The sequence below is a fragment of the Nocardioides sp. Z22_16 genome (genome assembly GCF_058134365.1).
The window spans coordinates 55,107-72,917 of sequence record NZ_JBYTTI010000001.1 but is presented as its reverse complement, the minus strand read 5'-3'; the positions used below and the strand labels follow the sequence as shown (position 1 = coordinate 72,917).

Sequence of the window (17,811 nt, the reverse complement as noted above, 5' to 3'; positions counted from 1 at the left end):
TCGCCGCGCTGACCCGGCCACAGGTCACTCCTCGCCCGCCCACTCCTTCTTGGCCAGCAGCAGCCCGTCGCCGACCGGGAGCAGGACCGGGACCAGCGACTCGTGCTCGGCGACCTGGCGACCCAGCTCGCGGATCGCCACGGTCTCCTCGTCACGCTGCGAGGGGTCGGCCACCCGGTCGTGCCACAGGGCGTTGTCGAACGCCACCACGCCGCCGGGGCGCAGCAGGCGCAGCGCCTCCTTGAGGTAGGCGGAGTACTCGCGCTTGTCGCCGTCGCAGAAGACCAGGTCGTAGTGGCCGTCGGTGAGCCGGGGGAGCACGTCGAGGGCGGCGCCGCTGATGGTGCGCGCGCGCTGCGGCGGGATCCCGGCCTCGGAGAAGGTCTCCTTGGCGAGGCGCTGGTGCTCGGCCTCGATGTCGACGGTGGTCAGCACGCCGTCGGGCCGCATCCCGCGCAGCATCCACAGCCCCGAGACGCCCGTGCCGGTGCCGATCTCCACGACGGTGCGGGCCTCGAGGACGGCGGCCAGGAAGCGCAGCGCCGCACCCCCACCGGAGCCGATGGGCGTCACCCCGACCTCCTCCGCGCGTGCCCGGGCCGCACGGAGCACGTCGTCCTCGGCGACGAACTCCTCGGCGTGGTTCCAGCTGGCGGGCTTCATGGCGGCGGTGATGGCGACCTCCTGGGGTGCAGGGTGGGAGCGGGGCGAGTGCCCGTGTGCGGAGGTCCGCAGCCCCGGGCCCGCGGCGACTCTATCGCGTGGGACGCTCCGCGCCGCGCGGGAATGCCCGGGGATCCTCACAGGTTCCTCTCAGCACGGGAACCTACTGTCGTCCTCGAGCGTCAGGAGAGACATGCGCCTGTTCGCCCCGTTGTCCCGTCCCAGCCCCCAGGAGGCACCGGTGGAGAGCTCCAGCGAGGCGGCCGGCCGCCCGGACACCGAGGGCGCGGACAACGCCGCGGACGCCAACGCCGCGGTCCCGACGTGGGACGAGGTCGTGGCCCGGCACTCCGACCGGGTCTTCCGACTCGCCTACCGCCTGACCGCCAACCGGCACGACGCCGAGGACCTGACCCAGGAGGTCTTCGTCCGGGTCTTCCGCTCCCTGGACTCCTACACCCCCGGCACCTTCGAGGGCTGGCTCCACCGGATCACCACCAACCTCTTCCTCGACCAGGCCCGACGGCGTCAGCGGATCCGCTTCGACGCGCTCTCCGACGAGCGGGCCAGTCGCCTCACCTCCTCCTCGCCGGCGCCGGAGACGGCGTACGCCGACCGCACGTTCGACGACGACATCGAGCGCGCGCTGGCCACCCTGCCCCCCGACTTCCGGGCCGCCGTGGTGCTGTGCGACGTCGAGGGCCTCTCCTACGAGGAGATCGCCGAGATCATGGACGCCAAGCTCGGGACCGTGCGCTCGCGGATCCACCGCGGCCGCACCATGCTCCGCAAGGCGCTCGCCCACCGCGCGCCGGGGGAGGGTCGCGAACGGTACGCCGGGCCCCTGGCGGAGGCGCAGCCCGTGCTGAGGAGCGGCGCGTGATCGGGCACCTCGGAAGCCGGGTCAGCGCACTGCTCGACGGCCACCTGAGCCCGGCCGAGGAGGAGCGGGCGTGGGAGCACGTCCACGCCTGCCACCCGTGCCGCGACATGGTCGAGCGCGAGGGCTGGGTCAAGACCCGCCTCGCCGAGCTCAGCCACTGCTCGTCCGCCGCCGCCCCCAGCCTGGAGGAGGGCCTGCGCAGCGCCCTGTTGGCGATGGCGCCCGAGGGTGCCTCGCCCATGCAGCACCACCTGGCCGAGGTGCGTTCCCCCGGCCGGCCGCGTCCGCGCCATCTCGTCGCCCTGGGCGGTGGGGCTCTCGGGGTCGCCGTCGTCGGTGTCCTCGCGCTCGGCTCGGTGCCCGCCAACACCCCGCAGACCGACCGCCGCGGACCGGTCACCAGCCTGGTGCCCCCCAGCTCCGGGACCGACACCAGGCCGGGCAACCAGCCGTCCACCCGACCCTCACCGATGCGTCCGGGCAGCGTTCGCGCGACACTGTTCCCGTGAACCACGACCACCCGGAGAGCGACCTCCCCGCTCCGGACGACGAGCCCACCCAGCCTCTCGTCCTGCCCGCACCCCCGGCACCCCAGCCCGGTCCGGCACCCCAGCCCGGCCCGACACCCCAGGTCGGTCCGGCACCCCAGGTTGGTCCGGCACCCCAGGTCGGTCCGGCACCCCAGGTCGGTCCGGCACCCCAGCCCGGCTCCTGGGGTCCTCCTCCCGGTGGGGCGCTGCCGGGGGGCCAGGCGCCGTCGGGTCCCCCCGTGGGGCAGCACCGGGCGCGACTCGGCTCCACCCCCGGTTTCGTCTGGCCGGCCGTGACGGTGCTGGCGCTGCTCGTCGGCCTGGCGGGCGGCGCGCTGGGCGGTGCGCTCTACGAGTCCCTGGAGCTCGGAGGCTCCGGCCTGGAGCCCGCCAACACCCGGACCGCACCGCCCCTGACCGAGGGCAACCAGTCGGTCTCCGCCGTCGCCCGGGAGCTGCTGCCCAGCACCGTGCAGGTGCTCGCCGGGGCCGCGGGGAACGGGGCGACCGGTTCGGGGTTCGTGCTCGACACCGAGGGGCACGTGGTCACCAACCAGCACGTGGTCGCCGGCGTCGACGACGACTCCGGGGCGTTGAGGGTGGTCGACTCGGAGGGTCGCAGCTACTCGGCCACCGTGGTCGGGGCGAGCCAGGTCTACGACCTCGCCGTGCTCGCGGTGGAGGGCGCCGAGGGACTGCGGGCTGCCAGCCTGGGTTCGGCCAGCAGCTTGCTGGTCGGCGACCCGGTGGTGGCCTTCGGTGCTCCGCTGGGGCTCAGCCAGACGGTGACCTCCGGCATCGTGAGCGCGCTCAACCGCCCGGTGACCACCGGCGAGAGCGACGACGACACCTCGTTCATCAACGCGGTCCAGACCGATGCCGCCATCAACCCCGGCAACTCGGGCGGGCCGCTGGTCAACCTCGCCGGTCAGGTGGTCGGCGTCAACTCGGCGATCGCCACCACGGGCGGCCTGCTCCGCGAGGCGGGCAGCATCGGCGTCGGCTTCGCGATCCCGATCGAGCAGGTCCGGACCACCGCCGACCAGATCCTGCGGACCGGCGAGGCGCGCTATCCCGTGATCGGGGCGACGGTGCAGACCCAGGGCGACCAGGAGGTCTACGGGGCGCGCATCGACGAGGTGATGAGCGGGACCCCCGCCGCCAGCGCGGGGCTGCGCGAGGACGACGTGGTGGTGGCGGTGGACGGTGACCGGATCACCGACGGGATCGCTCTCATCGTGATGATCCGCACCCACCAGCCCGGGGAGACCCTCGAGTTCACCGTCCTGCGGGACGGGGAGGAGCAGCAGGTCTCGATCGTCCTCGACTCCGAGATCGGCTGACCGGGCCGGCGGGCGGGCCCCCGGGGCAGCTCAGTCCTGACCGCGGGTGTCGGCCTCCACGAACGGGTGCTCGTCGACGAACTGCTTGGTCTCGGCGTACATCTTCTCGATGAACTCCTCCAGCTGCGCGTGCTCGACCCGCCACTGGCCGCGGCCGCCGATCTTGATGGCCGGCAGCTCGCCGCGCCGGACCAGGGCGTAGACCTGGGCGCTGGAGGTGTTGAGCACCTCCGCGACGTCGGCCAGGGTGAGGAAGCGTGGCGTGCCGGGCATTGCCCCATGGTGCCACCCGGACCCGCCCGATCAGTGGAGGTGTCCCCCGCCTGTGGAGAGATGCCCTCTCTGTGGACGGATCCGGGAGGTGGTCCCCGCCACCCGCCAGGATGTTCTTCGTGCTCATGAGTCCGGCAAGTGATGACAGCCCCCCCGCTCAGCGGTCCGCGGGTGCCGGCTGGCGGGACCCGCGCCTGTGGGTCGGCGTCGCGCTGGTGGCGGTCTCGGTGGTGGTGGGGGCCCGGGTGCTCGGGGCGGCCGACGAGACGGTCGCGATGTGGAGCGTCGCCTCCGACCTGGCGGAGGGCGAGGAGGTCGAGCCCGGCGACCTGGTCGCCCGGCGCGTCCGGTTCGCCGACCCGGCCGACGCCGAGCGCTACTTCACCACCTCCCAGGAGCTGCCGGACGAGCGGCACCTGGTCCGGCCGGTGGGGGCCGGCGAGCTGCTCCCGCGCACGGTGCTCGGCGTCGCGGAGGAGCAGGAGCCGCACGTCTCGGTCTCCGTGCCCGCCGTGCAGCTTCCTCCTGCGGTGACCACCGGTTCGATGGTCGACGTCTGGGTGCTGCCGTCGGCCGGCGCCGGGGAGGGGGCCAAGGCCAAGCTCGCCGTCCCGGCGGTGCGGGTGGTCGAGGCACCGCGGGCCTCGGGCGACCTGGGTGTCGCGGGGCCGGACCGGCAGCTGGTCCTGGGCATCCCGGACGACGGGGTCAACCTGGCGAGGGTGCTGACCGCCAGCGGCGAGGGCCGCCTGATGCTCGTCGGACGGGGCTGAGCGGTGGTCTGCGTCCTGGTCCTCGCCTGCGGGGCGCCGTGGGAGTCCGCGGCGCTGCGGCACCTGGGCGACGCCCCCGGGGTGGTCGTGCTCAAGCGCTGCGTCGACGTCGACGACCTGATGGCGACCGCGGCCACGGGTCAGGCCGACGTGGCGGTGGTGGCCCTGGAGGCACCCGGCCTCGACGGCTCGGCCGTGGCGCACCTGCGCCGTCACGCGGTGCGCCCGGTGGCCGTCGTCGCCGAGCCCGGGCGCGACGACGTGGCCGCCCGGCTGGCGCGGGTGGAGATCCCGACCTGGGTCTCGGCCGCGGAGGTGGCCCAGCTGCCGGGTGCGGTGGCCGCGGCCGAGGACCTGGCCGACACCCGGTCGCGCCCGGTCACGCCGCCCGGCGCCTGGCCGCTCGACGACGCGCCGGCCGGGTCGGGCGAGGCTGTCGGGTCGGGCGAGCCGGTCGGGTCGGGCGAGCCGGCGCCGCGCCGCGTCGTCGCGGTCTGGGGACCGGCGGGCGCCCCCGGCCGCACCACCCTGGCCGCCGCCGTCGCGGCGGAGCTGGCCCGACGTGGCCGCCCCACGCTGCTGGTCGACGCCGACCCGCACGCCGCCTCCGTCGCCCAGCACCTCGGGGTCCTCGACCAGGTCTCCGGGGTGCTCTCCGCGGCCCGGCTGGTCGCCTCGGGCTCCCTGGGTGAGCGGCTGCCGTCCGCCTGCCGCTCCGTGGGGCCCCACCTGGAGGTGATGACCGGCCTGCCGCGCCCCGACCGCTGGGTCGAGGTGCGCCCCGGGGCCCTGGCCGACGTGCTGCACGAGGCTAGGCAGCGTCGGGAGGTCGTGCTGGACACCGGCGCCGACCTGCACTCAGACGTGGGGCTCGGCCATGCCGGGCTGCGCAACCAGATGACGCTGGAGGCGCTGGAGGCCGCCGACGAGATCCTGGTCGTGGGCGCGGCCGACCCCGTCGGGCTCTCCCGCCTGGCCCGCGCGTTGGTCGAGGTGCGCGAGCAGGTGCCGGGCACTCCCGTGCGGGTCGCCGTCAACCGGATGCGGTCGTCGCTGGGCTGGTCGGAGTCCGACGTGGCCGGCATGGTGGAGGGGTTCGCCCGGGTCGTCGGCCTCCACTTCCTCCCCGAGGACCGGGCCGGGGCGGATCGGGCGCTGGTGGCCGGCCGGGCGGTGGGGGAGGACGGGGAGTCGGCGCTCTCCCGCGCGGTGAGCGACGTGGTCGACGCGCTGCACCCGGCCAGCTGCCGGCCAGGAGGTGCCGGCGGGCCGGCCCGCCGGCTGGTGCGGCTGCTCAGGCCGCGAACAGCAGGTAGAGCCCGCCTGCGGTGAAGGCCACCATCGCGAAGAGCAACGGCAGCTGACCGGTCAGCTGGTGCTGGCGCGGCAGCAGCTTGACGGCACGGTCGTGCGCCGCCACGACCCCCAGCACGTGACCCAGCACGACCCCGAGCACCTTGATGTTGGCCAGGGCCGTGGGGTGGTAGGAGAGCCAGCGGTCGACCTGGAGGTCGGCGGTGCCGAGGTAGTCGTCGCCCCGGGAGAGCGGGTCGCTCATCTGGATGAGGGTGACCTGCCCGTACTCGACGAAGTAGGAGAGGTAGTGCGCCACGATGTAGCCCACGATGATCGGGACCATGGAGTGGGCGAAGAGCGTGGGCAGGCTGCGGCGCGCCACGTCGTCCCCCACCCCGGTCGCGGCGGTGGCCAGGGTGAAGACCAGGCCGACCCCGACGCAGAACGCGAGCAGCGCGAGGTTGCCGAGCAGGACCGAGCTGAGCTCGGAGGACTGCACGTAGCGCAGCCACGGCGGTGACTCGCGGAACGAGTCGAAGCCGGTGCTGCCGAAGAGCACCGCCACCACGGCCACCAGCCCGGGACCTGCCGGGGTCCGGGCGAGGTTGGCCAGGGGGGAACGCACGACCAGCGTGCCGTCGTCGCGACGCCCCCAGACCGAGAGCCGGCCGACCAGGGTGGAGTAGACCTCGAACGGGTCGGCGCGCTCGAAGAACCGGTCCCCGAAGAGCGCGCCCCCGAGCAGCATCACCGCCACGTAGACGGCGACCCACAGGCGCACGGTGCCGAGCTGGGTGGAGTCGGGGTGGACCAGCTCGAGCCAGACGAAGGCGTAGAGGCCCAGGGCCGCCGGCCAGTAGCCCCACCGGGCCGGGTAGTCGCGCATCCCCTGCGAGGGGTCGGAGCCGGTGAGCCGGGCCAGGCCGGCGTGCAGCGTGCGGACCGGGCTGAGCGCCTTGTACGCCGGCCCGAGGAGCAGGCTCAGCGGGACCAGGCCCACCCAGAGCAGCACGTAGAACATGCCGAGCGCCGGGTTGATGACCAGGTTCTCGCCGAAGAGGGCCGCGAAGAGGAACCACACGAAGAGTGCCAGCCCCACCAGTCGCACCGCCCCGGTGAACCAGGGGGTCTCGACCGCGCTCCGCAGCCAGGCCGGCGCGGGGCGTCCGCTCTCCCGGTCGTACCGGGGAGTGCGCCAGGCCAGTGCCAGGACGGTGAAGGAGACGACGAGCGCCGCCACCGCCCCCGCGATCGCCAGCTCGGGGGAGAGCGGCAGGTCCTTGGCTCCGCCCAGTCCGTGGGCGAGGAGGTCGCGCTCCACCTCAGCGTGCTTCGAGCTGCAGCACGACCAGGTCGGGGTCGTGGGACTCGACCTCGACCACGCCCGGGCGATCCAGCACCAGCTCGTGCTCGCTGGTGCCCTCGGTGAAGGCGATCTCCTGCTCCGGGGTGGAGTGGACGTGCAGCTCGCCGGCCCGGTCGGAGGTCACCTCGATCACGATCGGCTCGTTCACCGCGACCTTCACCCGCTCCCCGGCCGGGCTGATGCTGTCGCCCTCGACCGTGACCTGGATCGGCGTCTGCTCCTGCGTGGCGGAGCCCGCGGGGGTCTGGGCCGAGTCCGCGGATCCGTCCCCGCAGGAGGCGAGACCGACCAGCGCCAGGCAGGTGACGGCGGCTCCGGCGGCGAGTCGCTGACGACGGCGGATCGGGGCAGGCATCTGGGCGTTCCTCCTGAGGGTCGGGACTTCTGCCAGAATCCCATGGACAGCAAGAGGCGAGGACGGAAGGGCAGACATGACGGAGCGGCTGCGGCCGCGAGACCTGGCGTTCCTCGCCACGGATTCGCCTTCGACACCGATGCACAACGCGACACTGGAGGTCTTCGACCCCGGTGCTCGCGGATTCGACTACTCCCTCGTGATGGAGCTGATCGCCGAGCGGATCGCCTACGTGCCCCGCTACCGGCAGCGGCTCCAGTCCGTCCCCGGCCGCCTGGCCAACCCCGTGTGGGTCGACGACGAGGAGTTCGACCTCAGCTACCACGTCCGGCGCTCGGCGTTGCCGCGTCCGGGCACCATGGACCAGCTTCGCGAGCTGACCGCCCGCATCGTGTCGCGATCCCTGGACCGCACCCGCCCGTTGTGGGAGGTCTACGTCATCGAGGGGCTCGCCGAGGGGCGGGTGGCGGTGCTCGCCAAGTCGCACCAGATCCTGGTCGACGGCATCGAGACCGTCGACCTCGGTCAGGTGATGCTCGACGTCGATCCCCGGCAGGAGCCGCTCGGTCGCGACGAGTGGCGGCCCAGGCGCACGCCCACCCCGACGTCGCTGGTGGTGGGCGCGGTCCGCGAGAGCCTGGAGTCGCCCGACACCCTGGTCAGCACCGCGCGGAGCAACCTGGGGGCGCTGCTGCGCACCGCCGACGACGCCCGTCAGCGCGTGGGCCACGTGGCCGGCGCGCTCTCCAACAGGCGCCCCGCTCCCGAGTCCCCGGTCAACGGCACGCTCTCCCAGCAGCGGCGGGTGGTCACCGTGGCCACCGACCTGGCCGACTACCGGCAGATCCGTCGCGTGCACGGGACCAGCGTCAACGACGTGGTGCTGGCGACCGTCACCGGCGCGCTGCGCGGGTGGCTGATGACCAGGGACGAGGGTCTGCACGGGATCAAGCGGCTCAAGGCCGTGGTGCCGATGTCGGTGATCGACCACGAGCTCGAGGCGACCTCCCTGGGCACCCAGGTGACCGGGCACGAGGTCTACCTCCCCATCGGGGAGGTGAGCCCGGTGGTCCGGCTGCTCCAGGTCAGCTACGGCTTCCACAGCCACCGCGAGACCGGCCTGGCCGTGGGCGCGCAGCGGCTCGCCGGGATCGCGGGGTTCGCCCCGACGACCTTCCACGCGCTCGGCTCGCGGGTCGCCGCCCAGGAGCTGCGCCGCGGCTTCCACCTCTCCGTCACCAACGTCCCCGGGCCCCAGTTCCCGCTGTACGCGGCCGGCGCGCAGATGCTGGAGAGCTACCCGGTGCACCCGCTGCTGCCGGGGCACGCGCTGGCCATCGGGGTCACCTCCTACGACGGCCGGGTCTTCTACGGGATCACCGCGGACCGTGACCTGCTCCCCGACGCCGACGTGCTGGGACAGTGCGTGGTCGAGGCGCTGGAGGAGCTCAAGGACTCCGCCAGCGACTCGCGCCCCCGCGCGCCGCGGGGGCGCCGCAAGGGCGGCCCCGCCTCCCCGCGGGCGGGCAAGGGGACCCGGTGAGCGCTCGTCTCTACCTGCCCACCACGACCCGGGGGCTGCGGGTGCTGGTGGCCGACGGCGTCCTCCCGCCCCACGAGGTGGCGCCGCAGGGCGCCGTCCGTGCGGAGAGCGACGACGAGGAGGCCGAGTACGCCGCCCTGATGACCGCCGCCGACCTCTCGGCCGACCTCGGTGCCGACCAGGGGGTGCCCGGGTCCCGACGGGTCGTCGTGGTGATCGAGGCCGCCGGGGAGCCGGCGAGCGTGGCGCGGCGCGAGGTGGTGGCCGTGCACCTCGACACCGAGGACCGTGAGGCGGGGGCGGATCCCGACGACGACCTCGCCTGGTTCGCCCCCGAGGAGCTGGAGCACCTCCTCTGAGCCGGGCTACTGTCGCGGGTATGGACGGCATCGCATTCCCCCCGCCCCCGGTCAACGAGCCGACCCTCACCTACGGCCCGGGCACCCCCGAGCGCGAGGAGCTCCTGGTCGAGCTGGCCCGCCTGGAGGGCGAGCAGCCGGAGCTGCCCGCCCACGTGGGTGGCGAGCGCCGTCCGGGCCGGGGGCCGGAGACCACGGTGGTCCAGCCCCACGACCACCAGCACGTGCTCGCCACCTTCCGCGGCGCGACGGCGGACGACGCACGGGACGCGGTGGCCGCAGCCCAGGAGGCGGCGCGACCCTGGCAGCGGATGGCGTTCGACGAGCGCTGCGCCGTCCTGCTCAAGGCGGCGGACCTGCTGGCCGGACCGTGGCGGCAGCGGCTCAACGCCGCCACCATGCTGGGTCAGTCCAAGACCGCCCAGCAGGCGGAGATCGACTCCGCGTGCGAGCTGATCGACTTCTGGCGGTTCAACGTCCACTACGCCAAGCAGGTGCTCACCGACCAGCCGATCGCCCAGAGCCGCGGGGTCTGGAACCGCACCGACCACCGACCGCTCGAGGGCTTCGTCTACGCGATCACGCCCTTCAACTTCACCGCCATCGCCGGCAACCTGCCCACGGCGCCCGCACTGATGGGCAACACCGTGCTGTGGAAGCCCTCGCCCACCCAGCAGCTGGCCGCCAGCCTGACGATGCAGCTGCTCGAGGAGGCCGGGATGCCGCCCGGCGTGATCAACATGCTGCCGGGCGACGGGCTGGCCGTCTCGGAGGTGGCGCTGGCCCATCCCGACCTCGCCGGCATCCACTTCACCGGCTCGACCGCGACCTTCCAGCACCTGTGGCGCACGGTCGGGGAGAACATCTCCTCCTACCGCGCCTACCCGCGGATCGTGGGGGAGACGGGCGGCAAGGACTTCATCGTCGCGCACCCCTCGGCCGACCCCGACGTGCTGCGGGTGGCGATGGTGCGGGGTGCCTTCGAGTACCAGGGACAGAAGTGCTCGGCGGCCTCCCGCGCCTACGTCGCGCGCTCGGTCTGGGAGCGGGTCCGCGACCCGCTGGTCGCCGACGTCGAGGCGCTCTCGATGGGTGACGTGACCGACCTCAGCCACTTCATGGGGGCGGTGATCGACCAGCGGGCCTTCGACCGGCACCGCCGGGCGCTCGACCGGGTGGCGCAGACGCCGCACCTGACCCTGCTCGCCGGCGGGCAGACCGACGACTCGGTGGGCTGGTTCGTCCGCCCGACCCTGGTGGAGTCCACCGACCCGACCGACCAGATGTTCTCCGAGGAGTACTTCGGGCCCATCCTGGCCGTCCACGTCTACGACGACGACCGGTTCGAGGAGGTGGTGACCCAGATGGAGTCCTTCGCGCCCTACGCGCTCACCGGCGCCGTCATCGCCCAGGACCGGGCCGCGGTGGCGTGGGCAGGCGACGCGCTGCGCTTCGCCGCCGGCAACTTCTACGTCAACGACAAGCCCACCGGCGCCGTGGTCGGGCAGCAGCCCTTCGGCGGGGGCCGTGCGTCGGGCACCAACGACAAGGCCGGGGCGGCGGTCAACCTGCTGCGCTGGACCAGCCCGCGCTCGATCAAGGAGACCTTCGTGCCCCCCACCGAGATCGGCTACCCGCACATGGGTTGACCGGCCCGCACCGCCGGCACCGGCCGGGGCGCAACCGCCGTGGGGGAGAATGGCGGCATGCCCGTCCTCCCGCTCCACATGGGACCGCTCCACGCCTACGAGCAGGTCCTCACGCTGCTGCTCGCCTTCGGGCCGTTCGCGCTGCTGGCCGTCGTGGTGTGGGTGCGGCGCCGCTCCGACCTCGCGGAGGAGCGCTCAGCCGGCCAGGCGGGCGCGACCGACCCGGTTCTCGACCTCCAGGGCCTTGACGACCAGGTCGTGGACCAGCCCCTCGATCCTGCCGCCGACCAGCGGGATGCGGACGGAGACGTCCAGCGAGACGGTCTCGGTCGTCGTACCCCCTGACTCGGTGAGGACCGCGGTGCCGGAGATCTCGCCGGGCTTGCCGGGGATCTCCACGCGGTAGTCGGCGCGCTCGTGGTCGTGCCAGGTCTCGGTCTGGACGATGTCGAGGGTGTCGCCGACGAGCTTCGCCGCGAACGACGGGATGCCCCGGGCCTCCTGGACCCGGGAGACGGTGACGACCGTGGTCGCCCCCTGCGGCTCGACCGAGACGGTGTGGGTGACCACGTCCTGCGCCTGGCAGACCTGCTCCCGGAACCCCGGGTCACGCAGCATGGCAGCCACCTCCTCGAGCGGGGCGGGGTAGGTGAGCTGGTGGGTGAGTCGCTTCGTCATGGGGGACATCATGACGGGTCCCGGTGGTGGGGCGGGACGCGCCGAGGGGCGGCGGTGTTGTGTGCATCACAACACTGTGCCTAGGGTCTGGGGCGTGTCCGGGGACCTCGAGGAAGAGAAGTCGCAGCTGCTGGTGGAGGCCGTGGTCCACGGGCGCGGGCGGAAGGCGGGGACGGGCCCGGGAGTGGGGCCGGGGGAGGACGAGGAGTCCCTGCTCCGTGCCTACTACCGGCACGTCGCCCCCGAGGACGTCGTCGATCGCAGCGCGGCCGACCTCCACGGCGCGTGGGCGAGCCACCTCGAGGTGGCCGCGGAGCGCCCCCAGGGGCGCGCCGTGGTCCGGGTCGGCACGCCGGTCGCCGAGACGGTCGGATGGTCCGCCAAGGGGCACTCCGTGGTCGAGATCGTCACCGACGACATGCCGTTCCTCGTCGACTCGGTGACGATGGAGCTGGACCGGCTCGGCTCCGGCATCCACCGGGTGATCCATCCCCGGTTCGTCGTCACCCGCGACATCACGGGCGCCCTGGAGTCGGTCCATCCGGTCGACGAGACCGCCCACGTGGCGCCCGACCCCGGGTCGAGCGAGTGCGTCGAGTCGTGGATGTACGTCGAGTTCGACCGGGTCGTCGACGCCGACGAGGCCGCCGCGGTGGAGGAGAACCTGCAGCGCGTCCTGCGCGACGTGCGGGAGGCGGTCGAGGACTGGGGGAAGATGCGGGCCGAGGCTGAGCGGGTGATGGCCGAGCTGCGCGACGACCCGCCCGACCTGCCCCGCGACGAGGTCTCCCAGGGCCGCGACCTGCTCCAGTGGCTGGTGGACGACCACTTCACCTTCCTCGGCTACCGGGAGTACCGGCTGGAGGACCAGGACGACTCCGGTCAGGTGCTGCTGCAGGCAGTGCCCGGCACCGGGCTCGGGATCCTGCGGGCCGACCCCGACATGACCGGGGGCGGCTCCCCGCTGCCGGAGATCTCGGCCCGGAAGGCGGCCGAGCGGACCCTCCTGGTGCTCACCAAGGCCAACTCCCGTGCCACGGTGCATCGCTCGGCCTACCTGGACTACATCGGCGTGAAGAGCTTCGACGACCAGGGCCGGGTGGTCGGGGAGCGACGCTTCCTGGGCCTGCTGGCGAGCCGCGCCTACACCGAGTCCATCACCCGGATCCCGCTGCTGCGGGAGAAGGCGGCGGCGATCCTGGAGAGCGTGGGCTTCGAGCGGCGCAGCCACGCCGGCAAGGAGCTGATGGACACGCTGGAGCACTACCCGCGCGACGAGCTCTTCCACACCCCGGTCGCCGAGCTGGTGCCGATCGCGGAGAGCATGATGCACGCCGGGCAGCGGCGCCAGTTGCGGGCCTTCCTGCGCCGCGACACCTACGGCCGCTACCTCTCCGCGCTGGTCTACCTCCCGCGGGACCGCTACAACACGGCCGTGCGCGAGCGGTTCGCCGCCATCCTGCGCGAGCAGCTCGACGGTGAGCACGTGGAGTTCACCGCCCGGGTCAACGAGTCCCCCACCGCCCGCGTCCACTTCGTGGTCCACCCCGCCTCCGGCCGGGCCATCACCGACTTCGATCCGGCGGCGATCGAGCGGCTGCTGGCGGAGGCTTCGCGCTCGTGGCGCGACGACCTGCGCTCGGAGCTCGTCGCCCGCTGCGGCGAGGTGCGCGGTGCCGCGCTGGCGCGCCGCTACGGCGAGGGGTTCCCGGAGGCCTACAAGGAGGACTTCTCCGCGGCCACCGGTGCCGAGGACGCGGTCCGGTTGGAGGCGATCGAGGGCGAGGAGGGTCTCGACCTGCTCCTGCTCGCCGACGACGACCAGGCGCGCCGGAGCCAGGCCCGGCTCAAGATCTACCGGATCGGCGCGCCCCTCTCCCTCTCGGAGGTGCTGCCGATGATCTCCTCCCTCGGGGTGGAGGTCGTCGACGAGCGCCCCTACCAGCTCGAGGGGCTGCCCCGGCCGACCCACGTCTACGAGTTCGGCCTGCGGGACGACCGCCCTCCGATCGAGGGTGCGGCCGGCCTGGCGGTCGAGACCCTGCGTGCCATGTGGGACGGGCTCAACGAGAACGACGGCTTCAACGCCCTGGTGCTCTCCGCCGGACTGACCTGGCGCCAGGTCACCGTGCTGCGCGCCTACGCGCGCTACATGCGCCAGGGGAGTGCGCCGTTCACGGTCACCTCGGTCCAGGGAGCGCTGCTCACCAACCTGGAGATCGCGCGTCTCCTCGTGCAGCTCTTCGAGGCCCGGTTCGACCCGGGCCGCGACCAGCTGGCCGCCGACGCCGAGGCCCGCGTCAGCCGGGTCGCGGAGCTGGAGGAGCGGCTCGCGACCGCGCTCGACCAGGTGGTCAGCCTCGACCACGACCGGATCCTGCGCTCCTACCTCACCCATCTGCAGGCCACCCTGCGCACCAACTACTTCCGCCCCGCCGGCGACGACCCCGACGCCGGGCCCCGCCCCTACCTGGCCCTCAAGCTCGACCCCTCCAGGATCCTCACGCTGCCGGAGCCCCGGCCGGCGTTCGAGATCTTCGTCCACTCCCCACGGGTCGAGGGCGTCCACCTGCGATTCGGCCGGGTCGCGCGTGGCGGGCTGCGCTGGTCCGACCGCCGCGACGACTTCCGGACCGAGGTGCTGGGCCTGGTCAAGGCGCAGATGGTGAAGAACACCGTGATCGTGCCGGTGGGGGCCAAGGGCGGCTTCGTGGCCAAGCAGCTCCCGGACCCCTCGGACCGGGAGGCCTGGATGGCCGAGGGGGTGGCCTGCTACCGCAGCTTCATCCGCGGTCTCCTCGACGTCACCGACAACCTGGTCGAGGGGCGGACCGTGCCGCCGCCGGGGGTGGTCCGGCACGACGGAGACGACTCCTACCTGGTGGTGGCGGCGGACAAGGGCACCGCCTCCTTCTCCGACATCGCCAACGAGCTCTCCCACGACTACGGGTTCTGGCTGGGCGACGCGTTCGCCTCGGGCGGCTCCGTCGGCTACGACCACAAGCGGATGGGCATCACCGCCCGCGGGGCGTGGGTCTCGGTGCAGCGGCACTTCCGCGAGCGCGGCATCGACTGCCAGACCGAGGACTTCACCTGCGCCGGGATCGGCGACATGTCGGGGGACGTCTTCGGCAACGGCATGCTCTGCTCCGAGCACATCCGCCTGGTGGCCGCCTTCGACCACCGCGACATCTTCCTGGACCCGGACCCGGACGCGGCCACCTCCTACGCCGAGCGCAAGCGGCTCTTCGAGCTGCCGCGCTCCAGCTGGCGCGACTACGACGCCGACTTGATCTCCGAGGGCGGCGGCGTGCACAGCCGGCTGAGCAAGTCGATCCCCCTCAACGACGCCGTCCGCCGTGCCCTCGGGATCGCCGCGGACGTCGAGCGGATGACCCCGGCCGAGCTGATGCGGGCGATCCTGACCAGCCCGGTCGACCTGCTCTGGAACGGCGGTATCGGCACCTACGTGAAGGCGCGCTCGGAGAGCCACGCCGACGCGGGCGACAAGGCCAACGACGCGATCCGGGTGGACGGTGCCGAGCTGCGCGCCGCCTGCGTGGGTGAGGGCGGCAACCTCGGCTTCACCCAGCTCGGTCGCATCGAGTACGCCGTGGAGGGCTGCGGGGGCGAAGGGGGCCGGATCAACACCGACTTCATCGACAACTCCGCCGGGGTCGACACCTCCGACCACGAGGTCAACATCAAGATCCTCCTCGACCGCGCGGTCGCCGACGGCCAGCTCGAGGCCGGGGCGCGCAACACCCTGCTGGCCGAGATGACCGACGAGGTGGCCGCCCTGGTCCTGCGCGACAACTACGAGCAGAACCTGGCGCTGGCCAACGCGGCCAGCCAGGCGGCCGCGATGCTCCACGTCCACGAGGACTGGATGCGCGACCTGGAGGCCCGCGGGGTGCTCAACCGGGAGCTCGAGGCGCTCCCGGACCGCAAGGAGGTGCGCCGTCGCCTGGAGCGCGGGGAAGGGCTGACCACGCCGGAGCTCTCGGTGCTGATGGCCTACACCAAGATCACCCTGGCCGACGAGCTGCTCGCCACCGACCTGCCGGACGACCCCTACCTGACCCTCGACCTGATCACCTACTTCCCCCAGCGGATGCACCAGGACCACCGGGCGCAGATGCTGGCCCACCCGCTGCGGCGCGAGATCATCACCACCCAGGTCGTCAACGACCTGGTCAACGGGGCGGGGATCACCTACCGGACCCGTCTCGGCCGGGAGACCGGGGCGGGCGCGGCGGAGCTGACCCGGGCCAACTTCGTCGCCCGGGAGGTCTTCGGCTCCCTGGCCCTGCGCCGCGAGCTGGAGGGCTGGGACAACCGGCTGCCGGCGTCGCTGCTCACCCACATGCGGCTGGAGATGCGGACGCTGGTGGAGCGGGCCTCGCGGTGGCTGGCGGCCCGTCCGGGTCCCCTGCACAGCGAGGAGCTGGTCGACTCCCTCAGCGTCCCGGTCCAGCGGGCGATGGCCGCCCTGCCGGGCCTGCTCACCGGGCGCGAGCTGACGGCGTTCGAGGAGCGCCGCGACCGGCTGGTGGAGCACGGGGTCCCCGAGGAGCTCGCGGTCCGGGTCGCGGTGCTGCCGTCGAGCTACGCGCTGCTCTCCGTCGTCGAGACGGCGCAGCGCGAGTCGCTCGACCCGAGCGAGGTCGCGCGGGTCCACTTCGCGGTGGGGGAGCGGCTGGGCCTGCCCTCCCTGGTGCAGCGGATCCAGCAGCTCCCTCGGGCGGACAGGTGGCAGACCATGGCGCGCGCGGCGCTGCGCGACGACCTCTACACCGTGCACGCCTCGCTGACCGGAGAGGCGCTGGCCGCGGCTCCCGGCGGGTCGGCCGTGGAGCGCGTCGCGGCCTGGGAGGCCCGTCGGCCCGAGGTGGTGCGGAGCTCGGTGCAGGCCCTGGAGGAGATCGTCCTGGACGACGAGGCCGACCTGGCCCGGATGTCGGTCGCGCTGCGGGTGGTGCGGAGCCTGCTCGCCTGAGTCCGCTCCGCCGGGAAGCACCTGGTCGAGCGGAGGGCGGGGCTCCGGGTGACCAGGTCACCCGGTGGTCAGCTGGCCTTCTTCGCGGCCGGCTTCTTCGCGGCCTTCTTGGCGGCCTTCTTGGCGGGGGCCTTCTTCACCGCGGTCTTCTTCGCCGGGGACTTCCGGGCCGGGGACTTCTTTGTGGCCCTCTTGACCCCGGCACCGGGAGAGTCCCCGCTGGAGTCCCCGCTGGAGTCCCCACTGCCCTCGTCCGTGTCGTCCGTGTCGTCCCTGCCCGTGGGGCCCTCGTCGTCGTCGGGGACCTCCTCCCCGCGGGCCCTCTTGGCGGCGGCCACGGACTTCTGCAGGGCGGCGAGCAGGTCCACCACCTCGCCGGAGCTCTTGGTGGAGGTGGCGGTGCGCTTGACCTCCCCACCCTCGATCTTCGAGGTCACCAGCGCCTCGACGGCCTCGGCGTAGTCGTCCTCGAACTCGGAGGGCTCGAAGTCGCCCGCCAGCGTCTCGACGAGCATCTGGGCCATCTTGACCTCGTTGGGCTTGACCTCTCCGGCGTCGATCGAGAAGTCGGGGGTGCGGATCTCGTCGGGCCACATCATGGTCTGGAGCACGATGACGTCGTCGCGCACCCGCAGCACCGCCACCGAGGTGCGCTGGCGCAGGGCGACGGTGACCACGGCCATCCGGTCGGCCTCCTGGAGAGCCTGGCGCAGCAGGGCGTAGGGCTTCGCCCCGCTCTTCTCCGGCTCCAGGTAGTAGCTCTTCTCGAAGAGCATCGGGTCGATCTGGTTGCTGGGCACGAACTTCTCGACCGCGATCTCACGCGACGAGGTCGACGGCAGGTTCGCCAGGTCGTCGTCGGTGAGGATGACCATCTCGCCGTCCTCGGTCTCGTAGCCCTTGGCGATGTCGGCGTAGGCCACCTCCTCGCCGTCCACGGAGCAGACCCGCTGGTACTTGATCCGGCCACCGTCCTTGGCGTGCACCTGGCGGAAGGAGACGTCGTGCGACTCGGTCGCCGAGTACAGCTTCACCGGCACGTTGACCAGGCCGAAGGAGACCGAGCCCTTCCAGATCGCCCTCATGTGCCGACTCCTCTCC

General features: G+C 73.2%; 15 protein-coding genes. 9 read left to right on the top strand and 6 right to left on the bottom strand.

Annotation, left to right across the window (positions count from 1 at the left end; genetic code table 11):
- Positions 1-24: 24 nt before the first annotated feature.
- Entirely contained in the window at positions 25-663 is a 639-nt protein-coding gene (locus tag AC3X7R_RS00330) for an O-methyltransferase (RefSeq protein WP_489963549.1), read from the bottom strand.
- 241 nt (positions 664-904) lie between these two features.
- Here AC3X7R_RS00330 and sigE point away from each other — a divergent pair, with 241 nt between their 5' ends.
- From sigE to AC3X7R_RS00315, 3 genes are all read left to right on the top strand, one after another.
- Positions 905-1,546, top strand: a complete 642-nt coding sequence (gene sigE / locus AC3X7R_RS00325) for an RNA polymerase sigma factor SigE (RefSeq protein WP_489963548.1) — start codon at positions 905-907, stop codon at positions 1,544-1,546.
- The gene (locus tag AC3X7R_RS00320) at positions 1,543-2,055 is read left to right on the top strand and encodes an anti-sigma factor family protein (protein ID WP_489963547.1); all 513 of its coding nucleotides are present in this window, start codon (positions 1,543-1,545) and stop codon (positions 2,053-2,055) included. The genes sigE and AC3X7R_RS00320 overlap by 4 nt, the downstream gene beginning before the upstream one ends.
- A gap of 260 nt (positions 2,056-2,315) precedes the next feature.
- Positions 2,316-3,419, top strand: a complete 1,104-nt coding sequence (locus tag AC3X7R_RS00315; RefSeq protein WP_489963546.1) for a S1C family serine protease — start codon at positions 2,316-2,318, stop codon at positions 3,417-3,419.
- 30 nt (positions 3,420-3,449) lie between these two features.
- Here the strand turns inward: AC3X7R_RS00315 and AC3X7R_RS00310 are convergent, their stop codons facing one another.
- A complete protein-coding gene (locus AC3X7R_RS00310) occupies positions 3,450-3,692 on the bottom strand; it encodes a helix-turn-helix domain-containing protein (protein ID WP_489963545.1) in 243 nt (80 codons plus the stop codon).
- A gap of 119 nt (positions 3,693-3,811) precedes the next feature.
- Here AC3X7R_RS00310 and AC3X7R_RS00305 point away from each other — a divergent pair, with 119 nt between their 5' ends.
- Both AC3X7R_RS00305 and AC3X7R_RS00300 read left to right on the top strand, forming a co-directional pair.
- Positions 3,812-4,465 carry a hypothetical protein gene (locus tag AC3X7R_RS00305; RefSeq protein WP_489963544.1) on the top strand — a complete coding sequence of 218 codons (654 nt, stop codon included), beginning with the start codon at positions 3,812-3,814 and terminating at the stop codon, positions 4,463-4,465.
- 3 nt (positions 4,466-4,468) lie between these two features.
- The gene (locus AC3X7R_RS00300; protein ID WP_489963543.1) at positions 4,469-5,797 is read left to right on the top strand and encodes a CpaE/TadZ family protein; all 1,329 of its coding nucleotides are present in this window, start codon (positions 4,469-4,471) and stop codon (positions 5,795-5,797) included.
- On the opposite strand, the gene AC3X7R_RS00295 is transcribed toward AC3X7R_RS00300, so the two are convergent.
- Positions 5,760-7,082 carry a hypothetical protein gene (locus tag AC3X7R_RS00295; protein ID WP_489963542.1) on the bottom strand — a complete coding sequence of 441 codons (1,323 nt, stop codon included), beginning with the start codon at positions 7,080-7,082 and terminating at the stop codon, positions 5,760-5,762. The genes AC3X7R_RS00300 and AC3X7R_RS00295 overlap by 38 nt on opposite strands.
- Before the next feature lies 1 nt (position 7,083).
- Positions 7,084-7,482, bottom strand: a complete 399-nt coding sequence (locus tag AC3X7R_RS00290) for a hypothetical protein (protein WP_489963541.1) — start codon at positions 7,480-7,482, stop codon at positions 7,084-7,086.
- 76 nt (positions 7,483-7,558) lie between these two features.
- On the opposite strand from AC3X7R_RS00290, the gene AC3X7R_RS00285 reads away from it, so the two are divergent.
- The 3 genes from AC3X7R_RS00285 to pruA are packed head-to-tail and all read left to right on the top strand — an operon-like array spanning position 7,559 to position 11,033.
- Positions 7,559-9,025, top strand: coding sequence for a WS/DGAT/MGAT family O-acyltransferase (locus tag AC3X7R_RS00285; RefSeq protein WP_489963540.1), 1,467 nt, complete (start codon positions 7,559-7,561; stop codon positions 9,023-9,025).
- Complete coding sequence (locus AC3X7R_RS00280; protein ID WP_489963539.1) at positions 9,022-9,384, top strand: DUF6912 family protein; 363 nt, start codon at positions 9,022-9,024, stop codon at positions 9,382-9,384. Before AC3X7R_RS00285 ends, AC3X7R_RS00280 begins: the two co-directional genes overlap by 4 nt.
- Before the next feature lie 20 nt (positions 9,385-9,404).
- Positions 9,405-11,033 carry an L-glutamate gamma-semialdehyde dehydrogenase gene (gene pruA / locus AC3X7R_RS00275; protein ID WP_489963538.1) on the top strand — a complete coding sequence of 543 codons (1,629 nt, stop codon included), beginning with the start codon at positions 9,405-9,407 and terminating at the stop codon, positions 11,031-11,033.
- A 195-nt stretch (positions 11,034-11,228) separates the two neighbouring features.
- Here the strand turns inward: pruA and AC3X7R_RS00270 are convergent, their stop codons facing one another.
- Positions 11,229-11,711, bottom strand: coding sequence for a DUF2505 domain-containing protein (locus AC3X7R_RS00270; protein ID WP_489963537.1), 483 nt, complete (start codon positions 11,709-11,711; stop codon positions 11,229-11,231).
- 94 nt (positions 11,712-11,805) lie between these two features.
- Here AC3X7R_RS00270 and AC3X7R_RS00265 point away from each other — a divergent pair, with 94 nt between their 5' ends.
- Positions 11,806-16,710, top strand: a complete 4,905-nt coding sequence (locus AC3X7R_RS00265) for an NAD-glutamate dehydrogenase (protein ID WP_489963536.1) — start codon at positions 11,806-11,808, stop codon at positions 16,708-16,710.
- 68 nt (positions 16,711-16,778) lie between these two features.
- On the opposite strand, the gene ku is transcribed toward AC3X7R_RS00265, so the two are convergent.
- Positions 16,779-17,795, bottom strand: coding sequence for a non-homologous end joining protein Ku (gene ku / locus AC3X7R_RS00260; protein WP_489963535.1), 1,017 nt, complete (start codon positions 17,793-17,795; stop codon positions 16,779-16,781).
- Positions 17,796-17,811: the final 16 nt, after the last annotated feature.